Raw genomic sequence first — 1,617 nt, forward strand, 5'->3', positions numbered from 1 at the left:
GAATTTCCAGATCATTGGCGGCAACTCGCCAAGCCAGCAACAATCACAGCCCGAACCGGACGCGGCGCCGTCTGTTCCGGTACCGGCCTCGAAGCCCGATCCGGGTGCCGACCCCGAGACCCTGGCCAACATGCAAGGCGGGCTCGACTGTGAAGCCATCAAACGTCTTTCGGCCAGGCCGGTGACATCGCCCGTTTCGGCCCTGCCCCCGGAACAGCGCAAGGTCAGGGTCGTCGGGCCAACGTTCCTTCCCGACCCATCAGCGGCAATAGATCTGCAAGCTCCGGCCCCGAAGACCGTCCAGTAAGGGCAAGCCTGAGCGGCATGAACAGCGCCTTGCCCTTGCGGCCGGTCGCTTCCCTGATCTTGCCGGTCCAATCCTTCCAGACCGTCCCGTTCCACGGCTCCTCAGGCAGGAGATCGAGTGCCTGGTGCAGAAAATCGCGGTCGTCATCGGAAAATTCGGGCATCTCCTGCGGCCCTTCGCGCAGGACACGCCACCAGGCAATCGCATCAGCCAGCCGGTCGAGATTGCCGCGCACCGCCAGCCAGAACGGCTCGGCGTGTTCGCCGGAAATACCCAGCACCATCAACCGGTCCCGCGCCTCGGCGAACGGCATACGGTGCAACAGCACCCGGTTGAGCACGAACAGCTCGGCCGGATCGAACTTGGACGACGATTTCGAGGTCGCGGCCGGGTCGAAATGGCCGGCGAGTTCGGTCAGGTCATGCGCGGCCGCGACATTCTCCGATGTGCCGACCAGCACGGCCAGCGAAGCGACGGCCATCGGCTCGATGCCATCCTCGCGCAGGCTCTCGATGGAAAGCGCGCCGGTGCGCTTCGAGAGTCCCTCGCCCGAGACGGTGGTCAGGAGATTGTGGTGGCCGAAAACGGGCGGCTCGGCGCCCAGCGCCTTGAACAGGGCGATCTGCACGCCGGTGTTCGTGACATGATCGTCGCCGCGGATGACGTGGCTGATGCCCATCTCGATATCGTCGACGACGGAGGGCAGCGTGTAGAGATAGGTGCCGTCCTCGCGCACCAGCACCGGATCGGACAGCGAAGCCAGATCCACCGTCTCCTCGCCACGCACCAGATCGTCCCAGTGGATCTCGGTGCGCTCCGGCTGCAGCGGATCGCTGGAGAAATTGGGCAGCAGGAAACGCCAGTGAGGCCGGCGCCCGTCGGCCTGATATTCGGCCACCTGCTCCGTCGTCAACGCCAGTGCCTCGCGGCCATAGACTGGCGGCAAGCCTCGCGTGCGGCGCACCTTGCGCCTGAGGTCGAGTTCTTCCGGCGTTTCGTAGCAGGCGTAAAGGACACCCGCAGCCTTCAGCCGCTCGACCGCAGCGTCATAGATTTCGAAGCGTCGCGACTGATACTCGGTGGCATCCGGGAAAATGCCCAGCCAGTGCAGGTCGTAAAGGATGGCGTCGGCGAATTCCTGCTTCGAGCGGGCGACGTCGGTGTCGTCGAAGCGCTGGATGAAACGGCCCTTGTTGTTGAGGGCAAACAACCAGTTGAACAGAGCGGTGCGCGCATTGCCGATATGGATGCGGCCGGTCGGTGACGGGGCGAAACGAACGGTAACTGTCATGAGCGGGGCGTACCGGATG

The 1,617-nt window shown here is 64.5% G+C and carries 1 protein-coding gene and 1 pseudogene; one reads left to right on the forward strand and one right to left on the reverse strand.

Translation table 11 applies throughout. The annotated features are described in order from the left end of the window. A pseudogene (locus EOA36_RS38655) lies at positions 1 to 307 on the forward strand (hypothetical protein); the annotation flags it as partial. Here EOA36_RS38655 and gltX read toward each other — a convergent pair. After that, a complete protein-coding gene (gene gltX, locus EOA36_RS34995) occupies positions 225 to 1,598 on the reverse strand; it encodes a glutamate--tRNA ligase (protein ID WP_127281196.1) in 1,374 nt (457 codons plus the stop codon). The pseudogene EOA36_RS38655 and the gene gltX overlap by 83 nt on opposite strands. Positions 1,599 to 1,617: the final 19 nt, after the last annotated feature.

Origin of the sequence: Mesorhizobium sp. M8A.F.Ca.ET.021.01.1.1, assembly GCF_003998025.1 — a bacterium.
Classification (GTDB): domain Bacteria; phylum Pseudomonadota; class Alphaproteobacteria; order Rhizobiales; family Rhizobiaceae; genus Mesorhizobium.

Excerpts from the sequence above, each read along its gene's own strand:
- gltX (WP_127281196.1), bottom strand. The coding sequence starts at position 1,598 with ATGACAGTTACCGTTCGTTTCGCCCCGTCACCGACCGGCCGCATCCAT.